Source organism: Lactococcus hircilactis (genome assembly GCF_009601015.1).
Lineage (GTDB): Bacteria > Bacillota > Bacilli > Lactobacillales > Streptococcaceae > Lactococcus > Lactococcus hircilactis.
In genome coordinates, this window is record NZ_WITJ01000001.1 from 186,963 (window position 1) to 202,637 (window position 15,675).

The window sequence follows — 15,675 nt, forward strand, 5'->3', positions numbered from 1 at the left end:
TCATATTTCGAGGAAGTTGATAAGCATTTTTAAACGTGAAAAACAATGCTAAAAAAAGCAAGCGTACACGAAAAAACTGTCCATCTTCTTCCATCCAGACTGTAAAACCAACGCTAAAAAGTGTTGATTAAGCATAACATATGCTGCACTGTCGCTGCTAGATTTTCACTAGCTCAATCGCATTTGCGAATCGCGGAGTTGTGAGGTCTGAGTGTCTAAGTCAGCCTCATTTACCGCCGGTCCCGAATTTCACGGTGCCCTGAAGATAAGTCTATCTTATCATACTATTGACGTCTTTTCAAGTATTCGATTTTGGCGATATAAAACCCAGACCATTTTTTTAGCGCACTTGATTGAGCAGTTGTGAGACTTCTTTTTTGCTCAATTTTCGATACTTACCAGAAGGAACACCGTCAAGCGTGAGCGGGCCATATTGCACTCGACTCAACTTTTGAACGGGTAATCCAACTGCTGCAAACATTTTTTTAACTTGGTGATTTTGACCTTCGTGAATGGTCAAACTCACAATAGAATGATTTTTCTCACGCTCTTGTTTTAAAATTTCGTAATGTGCAGGGCTGATTTTTTTTCCCTCAATCGTAAGTCCAAGTGCTAGTGGTCTAAGATTGATCTTATTTGCTTGACCTTCAACTTTCGCCACATAAACTTTCTCAATTCCATGACTTGGATGCGTCATTAAATTCGTAAAATCACCATCATTAGTCATCAGTAATAAGCCAGAAGTATCCCAATCCAAGCGCCCAACAGGATAAATTCGTTCTTTGATTTGAGGGAGCAACTCAAGGACAGTTTTACGTCCTTTGTCATCACTGACAGAAGAAATGTATCCACGTGGTTTATTCAAAAGATAATAAACAGGTTCTTCGTTATAAATGGCAATCCCATTGACCTCAACCAAATCACCCGATTCGACTTGATAACTTAAATTTTTCATTACTTCGCCGTTTACAGTCACACGACCAGAAAGAATCAACTCTTCTGCTTTTCTTCTGCTTGCCACTCCTGCGTGAGCGATGTATTTATTAATTCTTGTCATGGTTTTCCTCTGTGCTTTCTTGTGAATCATTTTCATCTAAAAAATGATCTTGTAATTCAAATAAATTTTGTTTTTCAGCATCGAATGCTGCTTCATTGATTTCAGGTAATTCATCCAACTGATTAATTCCAATATAATCTAAGAAAAAGTCAGTTGTGGCATACAAACTTGGACGTCCTGGTGCTTCAACCTCTCCAATTTTTTGAATCAAATCAAAAGCACGTAATGTCGCAATCACACCTGAAGAATTGACATTTCTGATGCCATCAATTTCAAGTCGTGTGATTGGTTGTTTATAAGCAATGATAGATAAAACTTCCATTGCGGATTTAGAAAGCGTTTGATTCAGTGGAGTTTTGGCATAATTTTTTAGAAAATCTGCAAAAATTTCCTTGCTCGTCATCTTATATTTGCCAGCAGTTTCAATGATGGTAAAAGCAGATTCTTCATCTGCTTGATATTTTTCACGCAAATGCTCAATTTGCTGCTGACAGGCCGCTTTGGGTAATTCTGTCAGTACTGACAGCTCATCGATTGATAATCCAGCATCGCCAGAAACAAAAAGTAAAAGTTCACACGTTGCCGTTTTATTCATTTACCATTGCTCCCCTTTCTAAAATAATCTCACCAAATAAGTGTTCTTGACTAAAAATGATGTGCTGATTTTTGATGAGTTCAAGCAAAGCTAAAAACGTCGTAAGTAACTCTATTTTAGGCTTTTCTTCATCAAAAAGTTGGCTGAACTTGTATTGTTTTCTTTTTGAAAAGCATGTGGTCAACCACGCCATTTTTTCAGAAACGGTATATTTTTCTGCTTCAACCGTTGTATTTTCATCTTGAACTTTTATTTTTCGTAATTCTAAAATTTTATTAAATGCAAGATACAAATCAATACTCGTGCGATCTTTAATCAAGGTCATTTCTTCACTGACAATTTCCGTTTTAGATTTTGAGTAAAAATGACTCCGTGTTTCATGACGTGCATTGAATTGCTCAGAAAGTAACTTGAACTTGCGATATTCATCAATTTTAGAGAGTAAATCAAACTCTAATTGCGCGGTATCTTCTTCAAAACTTTCTGTCACCGCTGGAAGAAGCCGACGAGATTTGATCAGTATCAATTGACTTGCCATCAGCATGTACTCTCCAGCACGCTCGAGTTCCAAATTTTGAGAAGCATTCAAAAAAGCCAAATACTGCTCAATCACAGGAACCAACGGAACTTCAAAAATGTCAAGTTGGTACTGACTCACGAGATGTAAGAGTAAATCAAGTGGTCCTTCAAATTCATTGATTTTTATGTTTATTTCATTTGCCATGTTTAACGTCTTTTTATTTATGTAAACTCTCTATCTATAATATTTTTCAAGCGTCACAATCGTTGACAGTCCAAGTAATTCAGCTAATTCATAAATTGTTTTCCCAGATCTGATTTGTCTTAAGATATATTGTTCTCGTAATTCTTTTGAAGAATAATTCGTATATTTTTTGAGTTCTAAATATAAAAATTGACGTGTTTTACTAAACAACTCATCCGCATTCGTAATGCTTTTCACACGCAGTGCAAATTTTTCTCGAATTGGAAGAACTCGTGTCATTCCTTTTTTGTCAATGGTTAAAATTTTAAAGGTCCAATTGAAATTTTCCCATCTCAATTGCTGAATTTCAGAAAAGTTTAATCCAAATTCTAAAATCAAAATAGCAATAAACTGACCTACTGAGGTCATCGGTTGATAAAATTCAGGGAATTCTTTGTATTTAGGATTGGCTCTTTTCTTATCTTGCTTTTCAATTTTAGCGACTTGTTCCAGATGAAAATAATGTTCTACTTTTCCATTATGGTAAAGATAAAGCAAAAATTGATTCACGCATGAAATCTTTCTGCGTTGTGCTGATGGAGCAGTATGCTCAAAAGACGCACGAAAAAGTGCTAAACGCGTTTCATTTAACGTTTTTTGATCAAAAAAATGATAAAAAGTCATTAAATCATAATAATAATTTAACCTTGTATTTTCAGAAAAGTTTTTACTGGCTAAAAAACCATCAATTTCGTTCAATAATTTCATATTTTTTCGTAAAATCGTGTGCTAAGGCATTAAAAGCACTTAGAATTTCTTGTCGAACAATTATCCCTACAAAAGTATTTCCTTGTAAGACTGGAATGAAAGGTTCACTGATCAATAGATAAAGTAACTCTTCAAGCGTGAAGTTTTGCTGTACGGTGGGAATTTTCGTGTTTACGACAGCTTGAACGGGGACCTCTTGAAGCGTTTGAGGACTTAATTCATGTGCCAACTCATAGTTTACAATTTCATTCAATCCAATCACACCCACAAACGCTTTGTTCTGATCAAGCACTGGAACTCTGGAATATTGATACTGACTTAATAATAATTTTGCGTGGGCTAAATTATGATCTGATGATACAATGGCAACATCTTTTGCTTTTTTAACGAAAGAATCGCTTTGTGATAAAAGAAATGCTTTTATTTTGGGATCAATCATTTTTAACTCCTTTTAGTGCTTATAAATCAAACTGCAGTGTATTTATCGGCTGATGATTTAAATCACGGTATGAGACATGAAAATGTCCCTCATTTATTTCAATAACAGCATACATTTTTACTTGATACTTCCCACGAGGCTGCGCTACTGAGCCAGGATTCAGAAATAAAATCCCGTTAATGATTTGAGCCACTGGTTGATGAATATGACCAAAAAGCGCAATGTCTGCGTTTTCTTGCTCCGCAAAAGAAGCATAAGAATCAAGTCCCATCCCGACAAAATAAAGATGTCCATGTGTGATTAAAACTTTCTTTCCCTCGACTTTTTGAGTAAGAAAGTTGGGATATGCAGCATCATCATCGCAATTGCCACGGACAACAGTGATTCCATCCCAAATCGGATCTTGACTTGATAATTCTGAATCTCCACAGTGAAAAATAGCTGTCGCACTGTTTTGATAGTGCGTTTTAATTTTTTGAATCACATCACGATCCTCATGTGAATCTGACATTACAACAAACATCTTTTCTCCTTTAATTTTTAGGATTTTTTTCACTTTTCAACCATGCTGGCAAGGCGGTCATCAATTTTTGAAGCGCTTGTCCTCGATGAGAGAGGTGATTTTTTTCTTCATCGCTCAATTGTGCTGCAGATTGATCCGAATTCCCAACGAGAAAGATAGGATCATATCCAAAGCCATTTTCACCTTGAGGTTTTAGTGCAATCCGTCCATTCCAATCTGCTTCTACCACAAGACTCTCGTGATGCGGGCGCGCCGCAACTAAGGTCGTATGAAAGTGTGCTAAACGTCGCTCTGGTGTCGTTTGGGTTGATGCGAGTTCATGAAGTAATTTGATGATGTTTTCTTTATCCGTTGGATTAGGACCAGCGAATCGATGGCTCCATACTCCAGGTAACCCCCCCAAAACATCCACGCAAAGTCCAGAATCATCTCCGATGACAGTTTCTTGTGTGAGCTGTGATATTTGTTCTGCTTTAAGTCGTGCATTTTCTTCAAACGTCATGCCCGTTTCCTCAATTTCAGGTAATTCAGGAAAATCATTGAGATTTTTGATGGTGTATCCAAAATCTGCAAATAATTTTTTAAATTCTTTTGTTTTTCCTTCATTTCGAGTCGCAATGAGAAGGGTTCGTGTATTTTTTTCTTCGATTTCTGCGTGATCAACTTTCAAATCTTTAATTCCCAACCAATTTTCTGCGATTTCATAAAAGGGTTTAATACTTGCTGTGGTATAAAAATGGTGGTGGAGATGTTCTCTTTTTTCACCATTAATAGCAAAATAATTAAGTAAAACAGAAATATCGCGAACTGTTTCTGCTCCTGAATCAATCAATCTCACTTGGTCTCCCATAGTTTTTTGAATCAAGGGTCTTAAAAGTGGATAATGTGTACAGCCTAAAATCAAAGTATCTACTTTTCCGATCAAAGGATGTAAACTTTCTTGAACTACTTTTTGTGCAATCTCTGACTCCATTTCATTAGATTCTACAATGGGTACAAATTTTGGACATGAAAGGGGGTAAATTTTGATATTTGAAGAGCGTTTAAGGATGTTTTTAACATAAGCACCTGATTTTAAGGTGGCTTCTGTTGAGATGACGCCAATTTTTTTAGTGTGGGTCACTTGTAATGCTGCTGATGCGCCAGGTAAGATAACGCCAATGACTGGAATATCTAATTTCGCTTTGACTTCTTCAAGGCAAGCTGCTGTGGCAGTGTTACACGCCATTACAATCATTTTAACCTGCTTAGACAACAAAAAATTGACCATATCCCAAGTAAAAGCTGTGATTTGTGCTTTTTCGCGTGAACCATAAGGAGCACGCCGTGTATCCCCGATATAGACAATTTCTTCATTTGGTAGTTGACGAAGAAGTTCTCGAACAACTGTTAGTCCCCCAACACCTGAATCAAGTAATCCGATGGGTCTGTTGTCCATCTTGTCCTCCCAAAAATAGTGATGCTATTTTTCTTTATATGAATGAAACTTTGCTAGAAAAGCAAAGTATCATTTTTGTGTGTTTATTTTTTCTTTTTTCCATCTTTATCTGCTTGTTTTGCAGCAGCACGGATTTGACGAAGGACTTGTTGCACTTGGACTTCACTTGGTTTACGTCCCATAGAACTCATCATCAGTCGAACACCATCTTCATTTAGTGGTGGATTTTCAATCAACATTTTCTTTGTTTGACGTTGCATATAGTATGTCCCACCAGCAAAACCAGCAAGTGCAAAAACAATCATCAAAATAATCGCTAAAACTAAATTCATTAGTCGTCTCCTAATCTTTATGCGCAATTAAAAAATTGTGCATGCTTACATCATCATTATAACAAAATTTATGTATTTTGTCAGTAGGGAAATTAAAAAAGGGCGCATTTGAAATGTCCCCTTTTTTATCTTCTCATTCAAAATCAAATCCGTAGAGTGTCGCAAAGTAATCTTCTGGTGTTTCAGCTCGTCTGATGAGTTTTGCTTCGCCATTTTCTTGTAACAACAGCTCTGCTGAACGAAGTTTGGCATTATACTGGTACCCCATCGAAAATCCGTGTGCTCCCGTGTCATGAATGACAAGTAAATCACCCGGTTCAATCGTTGGTAACGTCCGTTGTTTTGCAAATTTGTCATTATTTTCACAAAGTGATCCTGTGACATCTACAGTTTCTGTACTTGTGCTCTTTTCTTTTCCTAAAACAGTAATGTGATGATAGGCGTCATAAAACGCGGGACGCATAAGATTAACTGCTGAAGCATCAACACCGATATAAGTGCGATAGGTTTTCTTTTTGTGTAAAACCCGAGTCGCTAAAAGTCCATGAGGCGCAAGCATAAAGCGTCCCAATTCTGTATAGATTTTGACATTTGGCATGCCATTTGCGGCTAATGTTTCATCAAAAACGCGATGCACACCTTCTCCAATCACTGCAATATCATTGGGTTTTTCTTCGGGGCGATAATTAACCCCGATTCCTCCAGATAGATTGATGAAGTCAATCTCAACACCAACTAAATCACGGATTTCAAGTGCAAATTCAAATAACTGACGGGCAAGTTCAGGATAATAATCATTCGTCACCGTATTGGAGGCGAGAAAACTATGCAGTCCAAATGTTTCTACGCCTAATTTTTTGAGTGCTTTAATCCCCTCGACCACCTGATCTTTAGTCATTCCAAATTTTGAGGCTTCTGGATGATCCATAATCTGAGTGCCCATCGAAAAAACGCCACCGGGATTATAACGTAAACTCATGGTTTTTGGAAATTCAAAACCATCAGTTTTTGTCAGTGCTGACAGAAATGCAATATGGTCGTAAGCGTCGAGATTGATTGTCGCTCCGAGTTTTTGAGCAGCTAAAAATTCTTCTTTTGGCGTGTCATTGGATGAAAACATGATTTCATTTTTTGAAAAACCGCATTTTTGTGACAAAAGTAATTCAACACCGCTCGCACAATCTACACCACAATTTTCTTCGTGAAGAATTTTTAAAATCGCTGGCGTTGGTGTGGCTTTGACGGCGAAAAATTCTTTGAACCCTTTGTTCCATGAGAACGCTTGATAAAGTGCTCTTGCCTTTTCACGAATTCCTTTTTCATCGTAAATGTGAAAAGGAGTTGGATATGTTTTTGTAATTTCTTCTAGTTGTGTTTTTGTAACAAATGGTGTTTTCATAATTCTCCCAAATATTTAGATCGTTTGTCTCAATTGTTTCTTAATGTATCTATACAGATACTTTGATGAGCTGCGCTAAGCTCTCATCTACTGCCTCTGCCGCTTTTCTTCCTTCTCGAATCGCCCATATTACTAATGATGGGCCGCGTCTAGCATCGCCTGCTACAAAAATTTGGCTCTGATTTGTATTATACTGATCATAAATTTCATGAACACCAAAGCCGTTCAAAATTGATTGATCTGTCCCCACAAATCCCATCGCAAGTAAAATCAAATCAGCTTTGATTTCCCGCTCAGTGCCGGCAACAGGTTTAAAATCTGGTCCTACTTGCGCTACTTTTAGACCAGTGACTTCATTTCTGTCATTACTGACAAAAGCTGTTGTTCCAATTGTGTACTCTGTCAGTGCGTCATTTCCAGCAAAAGTTCCTTCTTCTTGTCCATAACCATGTTTCATGACCATCGGCCATTCTGGCCAAGGATTATTCTCAGCTCTTGTCAGCGGTAAACTTGGTGTGATTTCAAACTGTTTCACGGACGCTGCTCCTAATCTGACCGCTGTCCCAATACAATCGTTTCCTGTATCTCCACCACCAATGACAATCACATGCTTGCCTTCTAATGTTTTTTCAAGTGTGGTTGCTTTAGCATCAAGCAACGTTTTTGTCGTTTGAGTCAAGAAATCAACAGCAAATTCAATGCCCGAAGCTTCACGTCCTTCCACTTTCAAATCTCGTGGTATTCCAGCACCTGTAGCAATAATTACACGTGAATAGTCTGATTTTAAGGATTCAAAGGAAATCGTTTTTCCAATCTCTGCTTGAGCGACAAATTCAACCCCGAGTGATTTCATGATGTCAATACGCTGCTCCACTAGCGCTTTATCTAACTTCATATTGGGAATTCCATACATCAAGAGCCCGCCAAAACGATCGGATTTTTCAAATACTGTGACAGAGTGTCCCAATTGATTAAGGCGCCATGCGGCAGCTAATCCTGCAGGACCAGAACCCACCACAGCGATTTTGATTCCTGTACGTGCTGCTGGTTTTCCCATCTCCATTACCCAACCTTGGGCATTTGCTGTATCTGCAATATATCGTTCATTATCTTTAATGGTAATTCCTGGACCATTGAGTGCTTCGGCACACGCTTTTTCGCATGGCGCAGGACACACTCGGCCCGTAAATTCTGGAAAAGCGTTTGTCAAACTCATGCGCTCATACGCTTTTTTCATTGCCCCGCGATAAACCAAGTCATTCCATTCTGGAATGTGATTGTCATTAGGACAGCCAGAAACTGCGCGTTTTCCTCCATAAAAAATACCTGAATGACAAAATGGCACGTCACAGTGCATGCATCTCGCCGCTTGCTTTTGTCGCTCCTCATTGGATAAAGGAATTTGTAGTTCAGCAAAATCACGAACACGCTCGGCGATTTCACGGTAAGGATTGTCTTTTCTAGGATATTTCAAAAAACCATTTGGATCAGCCATTATTTCCCTCCTCCTTTTTGATTTTGTTCATTTTGTACTTGTTCAAATGTTTCATAAATTAAAGCTTCTCCTGCTAAACCAGTTTTTGCCAATTGAGCTTCAACATCGTTGATATGATGGAATTCTTTTGGATAAACTTTGATGAATTTCTCTTTTTCATTTGGCCAATTGGCAAGAATCGCTTTTGCTTTTTTAGAATCGGTATAAGTGATATGATTTTCTAATAATTCAAGTAAAACATCATCCCCAGCTGTCTGATCAAGTGCATATAGCTCAACCATTTCTTGGTTTACTTTTCCAGAAAAATCACCATTGACATCATAGACGTAAGCCACGCCACCTGACATTCCAGCACCAAAATTTCGTCCAGTGCTTCCTAAAACAACTGCAACACCACCTGTCATATACTCACAACCGTGATCTCCTACTCCCTCAACGACAAAGTTTGCTCCTGAATTTCTAACCCCACAGCGCTCTCCAGCACGTCCGCGGAAGTAAGCTTCACCTTTGATGGCTCCAAACAAAGAAACGTTCCCAACAATTGACGTGTTTTCAATATCATATGCTGCATCATGTGGTGGTTTAACAATTAATCGACCGCCAGATAAGGATTTCCCGATGTAATCATTTGCTTCACCAATCAAGGTAATTTCCATTCCTGAGGTGGCAAAAGAACCAAAAGATTGCCCTGCAATACCTGTATAAACATATTTTATTGCACCATCTCGAAGTCCAAAATTTCCATAACGCTCGGCAACCCAACCCGCCATTCTTGCTCCGGCAGTACGGTTGATGTTATTGATTTCTTCATGAACCGTAGCAAAAGTCCCTTTGTTGAGCTCAGATTCAGTGAAGGCATCCAACTCACGCCAAGGTTTTGCATCATAAAATGGATTTTCTGATTTTGGTTGAATGGTAATCGTTTGACCAATCATTCGACTGAAATCAAGTCCTCTCATTTTATCTGGAAGATCGGTTTGACAGTGCAATAATTCTGCGTGTCCAATGAGTTCGTTCATTGATCTAAAGCCTAGTTGCGCCAGAAGTTTCCGTAAATCTTCTGCCATAAACATCATTAATCGAATAATATGTTCTGGTTTTCCAGAAAATTGTGCTCGGAGTTCTGGATTTTGCGTCGTAATTCCAACAGGACATGTGTTCAAATGGCAATTTCGCGTCATAATACATCCAATCGCAACCAAAACAAGACTTGCAAATGAATACTCCTCTGCACCAAGCATCGCTGCAATCGCAATGTCTCGCCCCGTCACTACTTTTCCATCTGTTTCAAGAGTCATTCGATCACGTAAATTGTTCATCGCGAGTGTTTGATGTGCTTCAATCAATCCCATTTCCCACGGCAAACCTGCATCACGCGTTGAATTTCGTGGACTTGCACCTGTTCCACCATCGTATCCTGAAATCACGACTTTATCTGCACCAGCTTTGACACATCCCGTTGCAATTGTTCCAACACCTGTGGAAGAAACAAGTTTCACATTAATTTTTGCGAATGGATTAATCTTTTTAAGATCAAAAATTAATTGTGAAAGGTCTTCAATCGAATAAATGTCATGATGAGGAGGTGGAGAAATCAAACTCACACCGGGTGTTGAATTACGTACTTCGGCGACCCAAGGGAACGCTTTTTTGCCAGGAAGTTGTCCTCCCTCACCTGGTTTTGCGCCTTGTGAGAGTTTGATTTGTATTTCCTCTGCGGACATCAAATACGCAGCTGAGACACCAAAACGTCCTGATGCGACTTGTTTGATTTTTGAATTATTTTCATTATGATAACGGTTAGCATTCTCGCCACCTTCACCGGAATTGGATTTTGCACCAATGGCATTCATCGCTTGGGCGATACATTCATGCGCTTCTTTAGAAAGTGATCCAAAACTCATCGCACCGACTTTAAATCGCTTCACAATCTTACTTGCGGGTTCCACTTCTGAGAGCGAAATCGGCTGACGTGTCGAGCGGATATCCCAGAGATGACGCAAACTTGTCGGATGTTCTTTTCCGTGTTCATTGAGATGTCCAATGTATTTTTCAAACTGCGCGTAATCATTCTTTCGTACTGCATTTTGGATTTGATAAATCATGATTGGATCATAAATGTGCGCTTCTCCCTCATCTCCACGGAATTGAAAGCTTCCTCCTGTTTCAAGTTCATCATTGGCTCGTCTGCCGTACGCTTTTTCGTAACGTTTGCGATACTCTTGCTCGATTTGTGCCAGTGACAATCCACCAATCCGTGTTGTCGTGCCAGTAAAATATTTATCAATCACTGCTTTAGACAGTCCGATAGCTTCGAAAAGCTGCGCGCCTTTATAGCCTGAAATCGTTGAAATTCCCATCCGACTCATGACTTTCACAATTCCTTTTTCTGCAGCATGACGATAATTTTCAAGTGCTTCTTTTGATCCACAATCCCAATCTTTAAGCGTCGCATACGCGCCGTATGGGTGAATTCCAGATGCACCAAAACCAACTAACGCTGCGAAATGATGGACTTCACATACTTCTGCTGTGTCCACGATGATAGCAAATTTACTGGCTGATTTTCTCCCCAACATGTAATGATAAAGTCCTGACATCGCAAGTAAAATCGGCATCGGTACTTTTCCTTTTTCAAACGCCCGATCACTCAATACGATAATCGTTGCACCATCAGAAACCAACTGTTCAACATGATAAAAGAGTTTATTCAGTGCATTTTCTAAGACATCATTTTCATCGTATAAAGTGGATACAATTTCTGTGTGATAACGGTTTTCCTTGAGCGATAAGATCTTTTCAAAATCTGTTGTCGTGAGTACTGGACTTTCCAATTTAAGTTTTTTAACGTTGTCAGCACTGACAAGTGTTGGATTTCCATCCTCCCCAAGATACGTCTCTGTTCCAATGACGATTTGCTCACGAATGGCATCAATTGGTGGATTGGTGACTTGTGCAAATTGTTGTTTAAAGAAAGTATAAAGCGATTGTGCTTGATCGGATAGGACAGCCAGCGGTGCGTCAAATCCCATGGAAATGATTGGTTCTTGTCCTGCTGTAGCCATCGGAAGCATGACCGTGCGGATGATTTCATCATTGTAGCCAAACAACTTCCACATCGCTTTTAGCTGCTCTGGTTTAATGTCGGCCACTTTTTCAGATCCTGTCAGTACTGACAGCGTTTTGAGTCCTTTAGATAACCATTCTTGATAAGGATGTTTGCTCGCATAATGTTTTTTGACCGCTTCATTACGGATTACTTCCCCTTTTTGAGTATCCACAAGGATCATATTCCCTGGACCCAACACACTTTTTTCAACAATTTCACTTGCTGGAATATCAACAACACCAGATTCACTTGAGGCGATAATAAAATTATCTTTTGTGATAATATAGCGATTTGGACGAAGTCCATTTCGATCCAAACGTGCACCAACCATTTTCCCATCAGTAAAGACAAGTGCAGCTGGACCGTCCCAAGGCGAAATGTGCGTTGTTGCGTATTCATAAAATGCGGATAATTCAGGACTCAGCTTCGCTTTTTCTCCCCACGCTTCAGGAATCATCATCAACAAACTTTCAGGAATTTCAAGACCATTTCGTACAAAATACTCCATGCAATTTTCAAGTTTTGCTGAATCTGAATTATTCTCATTGTACATTTCAACGCCATTAACTTTCATCCAGTTTTCAGCGCCGCGCAGCGTATTGATTTCTCCATTATGAGCCAAAAATCGAAACGGTTGTGCCCGATTCCAAGATGGGAAAGTATTGGTCGAAAAACGACTATGAGTCAATGCGATGTGTGCTTTAAAGCGTGAATCTGACAAGTCAGGATAGAATAATTTTACTTGATACGCATGCAACATGCCCTTATAGACGACGGTTTGACTTGACAACGAACAAATATAGAGTTCTTGCTCATCAAAGCGCTTCTCAAGTGTTCTACGCATTTTGAACAAACTATCCTCAAATGCTTTATTGTCAGTACTGACAGCAGATTTTTCGATAAAAACTTGTACAAAAGCTGGCATTATTTTTTGCGCACTCAACCCACAAGCATCAAAATGAAACGGTACATCACGAACAAAAATCACCTCATGTCCTTCAGACTTAATGACTGCCTTAATCGCTTCAAGTAATTCTTGTTTTCTGTAATGTTCACGTGTCAAAAAGAACTGTCCAACTGCATAGTCACCAGCTTTTGGCAGTATTTTATCTTGAGATTTTGCGATCTCCGCAAAAAACTCGTGGGGTAAGGTAACTAAAACACCAGCGCCATCACCAGTCTCAGGCTCTGCTCCTGTTCCTCCACGGTGATTCATTCGTTTGAGCATCGTCAACGCGTGTTCCACCAGCTGATGACTTGGTTGTCCATCAATTTGGGCAATAAATCCCATTCCGCAGGCATCCGATTCAAACTCTGGTTCCCACATCGTATTTTTTAAAGCTGTTTCTTTATTAGTATCCATCACTTATTCCTCATTCGTAAAAAAGTTTACACCTTATTTTACTTGAATTAATTGAAAAAATCAATATTTTCAGACTATTTTGATAAAATGTAAAATTTCTTTGACAAAAAAACACAACGAAGCGTTGTATTTTTTTCATTGGTATTATTGAACTTTATAAATCCAACCCTCTGGTGCTTTCACATCACCAAATTGAATACCAACTAATTCATCATATAAGCGCCGTATGGTCGGTGCAACTTCTGTCTCTGAATAAAAGACATGATGCGTTTTTCCATCATCAATGGATGCAACTGGTGTAATGATTGCCGCTGTTCCACAAGCGCCAACTTCAGCAAATTGATCCAAATCCTTCACATAAACTTCTTTTTCCGTCGCTTTTAAGCCCAAACGATGCTGTGCTAAATAAAGTAAAGAATATTTTGTGATTGATGGCAAAATCGATGGGCTAAGCGGTGTAACAAATTCACCTTCTTTAGTAATGCCAAAGAAATTGGCAGCGCCGACTTCTTCGATTTTTGTGTGCGTCGCTGGATCCAAATAAATGGCATCGGCGTATCCTGCATTTTTAGCTTCAATTTCTGCTTGAAGTGATGCTGCATAGTTTCCACCAACCTTAGACCCACCTGTTCCAAGAGGCGCAGCGCGATCATAATCACGAGAAATAACAAATTTGGAAGGGACCAATCCCCCTTTAAAATACGCCCCAACAGGCATGGCAAAAACTGTAAAGATATATTCTGTCGCAGGTCTCACACCAATTACATCACCAATTCCGATTAAAAGTGGACGAATGTAAAGTGTTGCACCTGTCCCATAAGGTGGCACATAATCAGCATTTGCTTTGACGACTTGCATCACAGCATCAATGAATTTTTCAGTCGGAACCTCTGGCATACAAAGCTTGTGCGCTGTTTTTTGCAAACGTTTCGCATTCATATCTGGACGAAAAAGTTGAATTTCCCCTGTTTTCGTACGATAAGCTTTCAACCCCTCAAATCCTTGCTGTCCATAATGAAGCGCAGGTGATGATTCACTAAAATGTAATTGATTATCCCCTGTCAATTTACCTTCATCCCATTTTCCATCTTTATAATATGAAAGATAACGAAAAGGGAGATTTTGATATTCAAAACCGAGATTTTCCCAGTCAATGTCCACTGTCATAGCTCATTCCTCCAACTCAATCCAACAACGCTTCGTTTTAGCATCGTCGTTCATTTTTTTGCTATAATAGAAATTATATTATTTTTCTTCGATTAATTCAAGAAAAAATTCAGAAAATTAGGAAAAACAATGAAATATTTAAATCTCAATTGGGAATCACTTGGCACTTTACTCTTTAATCGGGCCATTGAGCTCTTGTGGATCACCGTACTTTTTCTCATTCTCAACCGTGTCGCACTAAAAATCGTGCGCAAACTTTTCAAAAATTACAGTGAAAGAAAAAGTACAGATACTGCTCGAATTCTAACGTTTGGCAGACTTGCTACATCTGCAGTTCAATATTTGACAGGATTTTTATATGTCTATACTGTTTTAGGAATTTTTGGCATTCCTGTTGGAAATATTCTCGCTGGTGCTGGAATATTTGGTGTCGCACTTGGTTTTGCAGGACGAGACTTAGTGGCCGATATGATCAACGGTTTTTTCATTATCGTTGAGCATCAAGTGAATGTTGGCGATTTAATTCGATTTGAAAATTTAGAGATTGAAGGTGTGGTTAAAGCCGTCGGTATTCGCTCAATCACACTGATTTCAAATGATGGGGCAACCGCATTCATCCCAAACCGCAACATCGAATCCCTCAAAAATTTTTCTTATCAAGAGCGAAGTGTCTTGTTGGACATTCCTGTCAGTACTGACAGCCTACCTGCTGTCAAAGCAAAAATGCTCGCCGTGAACAGTAATTATCCACAAGTCAGCTATTTAGGCATTGTCACCATCGAGGACAAGATTTTTCTCAGAAGTCAATTGACTGCGCCACTTTCTGAACTTTCATCACTCAAAATCGAGCTGATGGATCGCTATTTTGACGAGCAAAAAAAACCGTGAATCGCGGTTTTTTTAGTACTGTCCTTTCAAATATGCCTCAAATGACGCCACCGTTTTGATTTGATAATCCGTTTTTGAGGTGTTTGATTCAAGAAAACCTTGTTCATAACCTGTGACAATAAATTTCGCCATTAGTTTTTGATTCATCCATAGTTCAAAGGCTTGACCTGTTTTTTTGAGCAGATAAGCACGATATTTGGCAGAACCATTTTCATTGACTTCATCCATCATTCGTTTAATGAGCTCAATATTCATCGCTTTTTGTCCCTGATTTTAAAAATCAGCTTCACATTTTAGTGAATGTCCTTTCATCTCATAAAAATATTACAAAGCTATTTTAACAGATGATGACTTATTTTTCAATCTGTTTTCCAAAATAAAAACGCTTTAATGAAAATA

The 15,675-nt window shown here is 38.8% G+C and carries 14 protein-coding genes and 1 riboswitch; of the genes, 1 reads left to right on the plus strand and 13 read right to left on the minus strand.

What is annotated here, in order from left to right; translation table 11 throughout:
* Nucleotides 1–78 precede the first annotated feature (78 nt).
* Nucleotides 79–271: riboswitch (FMN riboswitch) on the minus strand.
* A 69-nt stretch (nucleotides 272–340) separates the two neighbouring features.
* The 12 genes from GHI93_RS00840 to GHI93_RS00895 form a co-directional block, all read right to left on the minus strand.
* The gene (locus tag GHI93_RS00840) at nucleotides 341–1,057 is read right to left on the minus strand and encodes a pseudouridine synthase (RefSeq protein WP_153494715.1); all 717 of its coding nucleotides are present in this window, start codon (nucleotides 1,055–1,057) and stop codon (nucleotides 341–343) included.
* Nucleotides 1,044–1,652 carry an SMC-Scp complex subunit ScpB gene (gene scpB / locus GHI93_RS00845; RefSeq protein WP_153494716.1) on the minus strand — a complete coding sequence of 203 codons (609 nt, stop codon included), beginning with the start codon at nucleotides 1,650–1,652 and terminating at the stop codon, nucleotides 1,044–1,046. The genes GHI93_RS00840 and scpB overlap by 14 nt, the downstream gene beginning before the upstream one ends.
* Nucleotides 1,645–2,376 carry a segregation/condensation protein A gene (locus GHI93_RS00850; RefSeq protein WP_153494717.1) on the minus strand — a complete coding sequence of 244 codons (732 nt, stop codon included), beginning with the start codon at nucleotides 2,374–2,376 and terminating at the stop codon, nucleotides 1,645–1,647. The genes scpB and GHI93_RS00850 overlap by 8 nt, the downstream gene beginning before the upstream one ends.
* A gap of 30 nt (nucleotides 2,377–2,406) precedes the next feature.
* On the minus strand, nucleotides 2,407–3,123 hold the full coding sequence (xerD, locus tag GHI93_RS00855; protein ID WP_153494719.1) for a site-specific tyrosine recombinase XerD: 717 nt from the start codon (nucleotides 3,121–3,123) through the stop codon (nucleotides 2,407–2,409).
* Nucleotides 3,101–3,562 carry a cyclic-di-AMP-binding protein CbpB gene (gene cbpB, locus GHI93_RS00860; protein WP_153494721.1) on the minus strand — a complete coding sequence of 154 codons (462 nt, stop codon included), beginning with the start codon at nucleotides 3,560–3,562 and terminating at the stop codon, nucleotides 3,101–3,103. The genes xerD and cbpB overlap by 23 nt, the downstream gene beginning before the upstream one ends.
* 19 nt (nucleotides 3,563–3,581) lie before the next feature.
* Nucleotides 3,582–4,085 carry a metallophosphoesterase gene (locus tag GHI93_RS00865; protein ID WP_153494723.1) on the minus strand — a complete coding sequence of 168 codons (504 nt, stop codon included), beginning with the start codon at nucleotides 4,083–4,085 and terminating at the stop codon, nucleotides 3,582–3,584.
* A gap of 10 nt (nucleotides 4,086–4,095) precedes the next feature.
* Nucleotides 4,096–5,523, minus strand: a complete 1,428-nt coding sequence (racE, locus tag GHI93_RS00870) for a glutamate racemase (RefSeq protein WP_153494725.1) — start codon at nucleotides 5,521–5,523, stop codon at nucleotides 4,096–4,098.
* Between the two features lie 83 nt (nucleotides 5,524–5,606).
* Nucleotides 5,607–5,855, minus strand: a complete 249-nt coding sequence (locus GHI93_RS00875) for a YneF family protein (protein ID WP_147780183.1) — start codon at nucleotides 5,853–5,855, stop codon at nucleotides 5,607–5,609.
* Between the two features lie 133 nt (nucleotides 5,856–5,988).
* Nucleotides 5,989–7,254: a diaminopimelate decarboxylase gene (locus GHI93_RS00880; RefSeq protein WP_153494726.1), complete on the minus strand. Its 1,266-nt coding sequence runs from the start codon at nucleotides 7,252–7,254 to the stop codon at nucleotides 5,989–5,991.
* A gap of 49 nt (nucleotides 7,255–7,303) precedes the next feature.
* A complete protein-coding gene (locus GHI93_RS00885) occupies nucleotides 7,304–8,749 on the minus strand; it encodes a glutamate synthase subunit beta (RefSeq protein WP_153494728.1) in 1,446 nt (481 codons plus the stop codon).
* A complete protein-coding gene (gltB, locus tag GHI93_RS00890) occupies nucleotides 8,749–13,221 on the minus strand; it encodes a glutamate synthase large subunit (protein WP_153494730.1) in 4,473 nt (1,490 codons plus the stop codon). Before gltB ends, GHI93_RS00885 begins: the two co-directional genes overlap by 1 nt.
* 144 nt (nucleotides 13,222–13,365) lie before the next feature.
* Nucleotides 13,366–14,388 (minus strand): branched-chain amino acid aminotransferase, encoded by a 1,023-nt coding sequence (locus tag GHI93_RS00895; RefSeq protein ID WP_153494731.1) that lies wholly within the window; start codon nucleotides 14,386–14,388, stop codon nucleotides 13,366–13,368.
* A 129-nt stretch (nucleotides 14,389–14,517) separates the two neighbouring features.
* Between GHI93_RS00895 and GHI93_RS00900 the strand changes: the two genes are divergently transcribed.
* Nucleotides 14,518–15,276: a mechanosensitive ion channel family protein gene (locus GHI93_RS00900; RefSeq protein ID WP_153494733.1), complete on the plus strand. Its 759-nt coding sequence runs from the start codon at nucleotides 14,518–14,520 to the stop codon at nucleotides 15,274–15,276.
* 12 nt (nucleotides 15,277–15,288) lie between these two features.
* On the opposite strand, the gene GHI93_RS00905 is transcribed toward GHI93_RS00900, so the two are convergent.
* Nucleotides 15,289–15,531, minus strand: coding sequence for a hypothetical protein (locus GHI93_RS00905; RefSeq protein WP_153494735.1), 243 nt, complete (start codon nucleotides 15,529–15,531; stop codon nucleotides 15,289–15,291).
* Between the last annotated feature and the right edge of the window lie 144 nt (nucleotides 15,532–15,675).

Excerpts from the sequence above, each read along its gene's own strand:
- GHI93_RS00840 (WP_153494715.1), bottom strand. The coding sequence starts at position 1,057 with ATGACAAGAATTAATAAATACATCGCTCACGCAGGAGTGGCAAGCAGA.
- scpB (WP_153494716.1), bottom strand. The coding sequence starts at position 1,652 with ATGAATAAAACGGCAACGTGTGAACTTTTACTTTTTGTTTCTGGCGAT.
- GHI93_RS00850 (WP_153494717.1), bottom strand. The coding sequence starts at position 2,376 with ATGGCAAATGAAATAAACATAAAAATCAATGAATTTGAAGGACCACTT.
- xerD (WP_153494719.1), bottom strand. The coding sequence starts at position 3,123 with ATGAAATTATTGAACGAAATTGATGGTTTTTTAGCCAGTAAAAACTTT.
- cbpB (WP_153494721.1), bottom strand. The coding sequence starts at position 3,562 with ATGATTGATCCCAAAATAAAAGCATTTCTTTTATCACAAAGCGATTCT.
- GHI93_RS00865 (WP_153494723.1), bottom strand. The coding sequence starts at position 4,085 with ATGTTTGTTGTAATGTCAGATTCACATGAGGATCGTGATGTGATTCAA.
- racE (WP_153494725.1), bottom strand. The coding sequence starts at position 5,523 with ATGGACAACAGACCCATCGGATTACTTGATTCAGGTGTTGGGGGACTA.
- GHI93_RS00875 (WP_147780183.1), bottom strand. The coding sequence starts at position 5,855 with ATGAATTTAGTTTTAGCGATTATTTTGATGATTGTTTTTGCACTTGCT.
- GHI93_RS00880 (WP_153494726.1), bottom strand. The coding sequence starts at position 7,254 with ATGAAAACACCATTTGTTACAAAAACACAACTAGAAGAAATTACAAAA.
- GHI93_RS00885 (WP_153494728.1), bottom strand. The coding sequence starts at position 8,749 with ATGGCTGATCCAAATGGTTTTTTGAAATATCCTAGAAAAGACAATCCT.
- gltB (WP_153494730.1), bottom strand. The coding sequence starts at position 13,221 with ATGGATACTAATAAAGAAACAGCTTTAAAAAATACGATGTGGGAACCA.
- GHI93_RS00895 (WP_153494731.1), bottom strand. The coding sequence starts at position 14,388 with ATGACAGTGGACATTGACTGGGAAAATCTCGGTTTTGAATATCAAAAT.
- GHI93_RS00900 (WP_153494733.1), top strand. The coding sequence starts at position 14,518 with ATGAAATATTTAAATCTCAATTGGGAATCACTTGGCACTTTACTCTTT.
- GHI93_RS00905 (WP_153494735.1), bottom strand. The coding sequence starts at position 15,531 with ATGAATATTGAGCTCATTAAACGAATGATGGATGAAGTCAATGAAAAT.